The following is a 2,774-nucleotide window of genomic DNA, read 5'->3' as shown; positions in this document are numbered from 1 at the left end:
CCCCAGCCCCCAGTTCCCAGTCCCTAATCCCCAATCCCTCTACTTGTGAGAATAAATTCTGCGATCGCTAAATCTTGGGGAGTTGTCACTTTTAAATTTGTCTCTTCTCCCTCGACAATTCGTACTTCAATACCACATTTTTCAAATAAAGCCGCGTCATCAGTTACTTCCCAGCCTTGACGGACACCTTCAGCGTGGCACTGTTTCAACAACTTAACATCAAATCCTTGGGGTGTTTGTGCCGCCCATAATTGCCGTCTATCGGGTGTTTTTTGAATTATGCCTTGTTCATCGACAACTTTGATGGTGTCTTTAACGGGTACACCAGCAATTAAACCAGGACAATGGCGAATGGCTTGGGCACAAGAGTTAAATAAATCTGGTGTTGCAAGGCATCTAGCCCCATCATGAATCAACACTTGTTCTGCGGCTACTGGTAACGCCTGCAAACCATTGTAAACAGATTCTTGGCGGGTGGAACCACCTGTAATCAATTCCACTGGTTTAGTCAGCTTCAGATCGGCGAGAATTGCGTTGAAGTCTGGCCAATCAGTAGGCTGAGAAATAATTCCGATCCAACTGATTGTACTAGCGGCTTCTGCAGCTAATAAAGTCCAAGCAATAATTGGTTGCGATCGCACGAGTAGCAGGAGTTTATTGCGGTTACTCCCCATTCTTTTTCCGGTTCCCGCAGCTGGAATTAGTAAATACACAGAATTCCTCAATCTTTAAGCTATATATTTTCCCCTAAAATAGGGAGCGAGTAAGCGTCAATAAATATTATGCGAGTAGTAGCCCTTGTACCTGGCGGAATTGGCGACCAAATTCTCTTTTTTCCGACTCTAGATGACCTCAAGCGCAATTACCCTAACGCTCAGATAGATGTCGTTGTTGAACCCCGGTCAAAGGCTGCCTATCGAGTGAGCAAGTCAGTTCACGAGGTACTGGCCTTTGATTTTCAAGACCGTAACAGTCTGGCAGATTGGGGTAACTTGGTGGGGACAATTCGCGATCGCGAATACGATGTTGCCATTGCTGTTAAGCAAAATTGGTTGATGGGTCTTTTAGTCTGGTTGACAGGAATTACCACACGCATTGGCTACCAAGGCAAAGGAGCGGTTTTTCTGACCAACGCTGTGCCATTTAAACCATCCCAGTATGCGGCGGCAGTATATCATGATTTGCTGCAACCATTAAGCATAAAAACCCCTGTCCCAGAATTAGCTGTAAATGTGCCAAAACCAGATATTGAGTGGGCAGAAAAGGAACAAAAACGTTTAGGGGTGCATGAAACAGGTTATATCTTGATTCATGGCGGTTCTGGCCAGTTATCCCAGGCTAAAGAACTGGATAAAATCTACCCTGTTGAGAAGTGGCAGCAAATTATTCAAAACTTCCAAGATAAGCAACCGGATCTGCCTGTGGTGCTGATTAAGGGACTTGACGATGAGCAGTTTGTGCGATCGCTTCTGGGGTCTTCTCCAGATATCAAAGTGACTGCCCCAGATGATATTGGTAAGTTAGCTGCCATAATCGCCGGGGCAAATCTGATGTTGTCTACTGATAGTGCGGCACTACAACTGAGTGTTGCAGTTAAAACCTATACCATCGCCCTATTTGGACCCACTGATCCAGCTAAGTTGTTGCCGAAAAACGATAAATTCCTGGCCATTGAATCCCCCACGGGAAAAACGGCGGATGTTTCACCAAACGCAGTTTTGGAGAGAATTTGGGGCGGCTAAACCAGCAGTTTGCCTCAACTTCTGCAATCAGTCTATTGGATATCCAATATAGTTATGCGTTTGTTGAATGACCGCAAAACCTGGACGTGACAGCTAGATTTTGCGGTTATTCAGAAGAAGAATACACAAGTCAGATATCAAGACGCTCTCTACGAGACACTTCTCTATCTCCCAGTCGCCCAGAATTCATACTGAATTCTGACTCCTGAATTCTTTCTTGTTAAAATATCTCAAAAAAAGCATCCTCTAATTCATAACCCAGCATTTGGGCCATAGACTTCAGCCGCGAGAGGCTGGGGATATTTTGTTGTTTGAGCCAATCACCTAAAATAAAAATTTTGTGCATCAAAAATATTTCTAAGGCTTCAGGATTGTACTGAATGCCTTCTTTGGAACTAAACTGGTGTGGTACAAGCATGGCACTATAACGAGCAAATTCTCCAGCTTTCCAATCTAGTAAAAATGGTAACCAGGGGTATTTGGCATCTAGGCGCACAAACCACAGCCGCACCTCTGGAATTTCTGAGAGTTCCCGTGGATCGCCAGGTTCGAGTTCATAATTGATATCAAAGCGTAGCTGCTGTTCATGGGATGCGGCCCCATCTTGCAGCAGTTGTTCAATCACCGTTGACGCAGGCGACAGATCCAGATTGTTAATAAAGTCATTATTGAGTGCGATCGCAATTGTCTTTGATTCAGCAGCCACTTTTTTGATGCTCAACTGTAGGATCGACAATCTACAGTAGCAGCTTTCAGGGATTGATGCTAGATTGACCTTTAGGAATAAATTACGCCTAATGTGAATTAGAAAAAAGGCGGGAGAAGTAAGAAGATGAAAGTTACCAGCTTTTCAACTCAAACCTCCCCCATGAATAGCATAGACTTTGGAACGCTATTAACAACAATCTTTGTAATCGTAGATGATTGGTATCAAAAGCAAGTAAAAAAGACAACATTAATAAAACCAGGGGTGAAAGCAAGGGGAGCAACGCGATTTGGTGAGGTAGGATCAAAAACCAGCGATCGCTAACA

Annotated in this window: 4 protein-coding genes; 2 read left to right on the top strand and 2 right to left on the bottom strand. The window is 44.1% G+C overall.

Annotated elements, in window-relative coordinates; all coding sequences use genetic code 11:
* Positions 1–23: 23 nt before the first annotated feature.
* The gene (gene ispD, locus ACFE90_RS37630) at positions 24–713 is read right to left on the bottom strand and encodes a 2-C-methyl-D-erythritol 4-phosphate cytidylyltransferase (RefSeq protein WP_375507318.1); all 690 of its coding nucleotides are present in this window, start codon (positions 711–713) and stop codon (positions 24–26) included.
* Between the two features lie 69 nt (positions 714–782).
* Between ispD and ACFE90_RS37625 the strand changes: the two genes are divergently transcribed.
* On the top strand, positions 783–1,742 hold the full coding sequence (locus ACFE90_RS37625) for a glycosyltransferase family 9 protein (RefSeq protein ID WP_375507317.1): 960 nt from the start codon (positions 783–785) through the stop codon (positions 1,740–1,742).
* A 220-nt stretch (positions 1,743–1,962) separates the two neighbouring features.
* Here the strand turns inward: ACFE90_RS37625 and ACFE90_RS37620 are convergent, their stop codons facing one another.
* Complete coding sequence (locus ACFE90_RS37620; protein WP_375507316.1) at positions 1,963–2,463, bottom strand: CRR6 family NdhI maturation factor; 501 nt, start codon at positions 2,461–2,463, stop codon at positions 1,963–1,965.
* A 111-nt stretch (positions 2,464–2,574) separates the two neighbouring features.
* On the opposite strand from ACFE90_RS37620, the gene ACFE90_RS37615 reads away from it, so the two are divergent.
* Positions 2,575–2,772, top strand: a complete 198-nt coding sequence (locus tag ACFE90_RS37615; RefSeq protein WP_375507315.1) for a hypothetical protein — start codon at positions 2,575–2,577, stop codon at positions 2,770–2,772.
* The last annotated feature ends 2 nt before the right edge of the window (positions 2,773–2,774 follow it).

The sequence above is a fragment of the uncultured Nostoc sp. genome (genome assembly GCF_964245445.1).
GTDB lineage: Bacteria > Cyanobacteriota > Cyanobacteriia > Cyanobacteriales > Nostocaceae > Nostoc.
Note: the sequence above shows the minus strand (reverse complement) of the source record. Positions and strands in the feature narration are given on the sequence as shown.

What these genes read in the sequence shown, in the direction of transcription:
- ACFE90_RS37625 (WP_375507317.1), top strand. Translation starts at nt 783, where the DNA reads ATGCGAGTAGTAGCCCTTGTACCTGGCGGAATTGGCGACCAAATTCTC.
- ACFE90_RS37615 (WP_375507315.1), top strand. Translation starts at nt 2,575, where the DNA reads ATGAAAGTTACCAGCTTTTCAACTCAAACCTCCCCCATGAATAGCATA.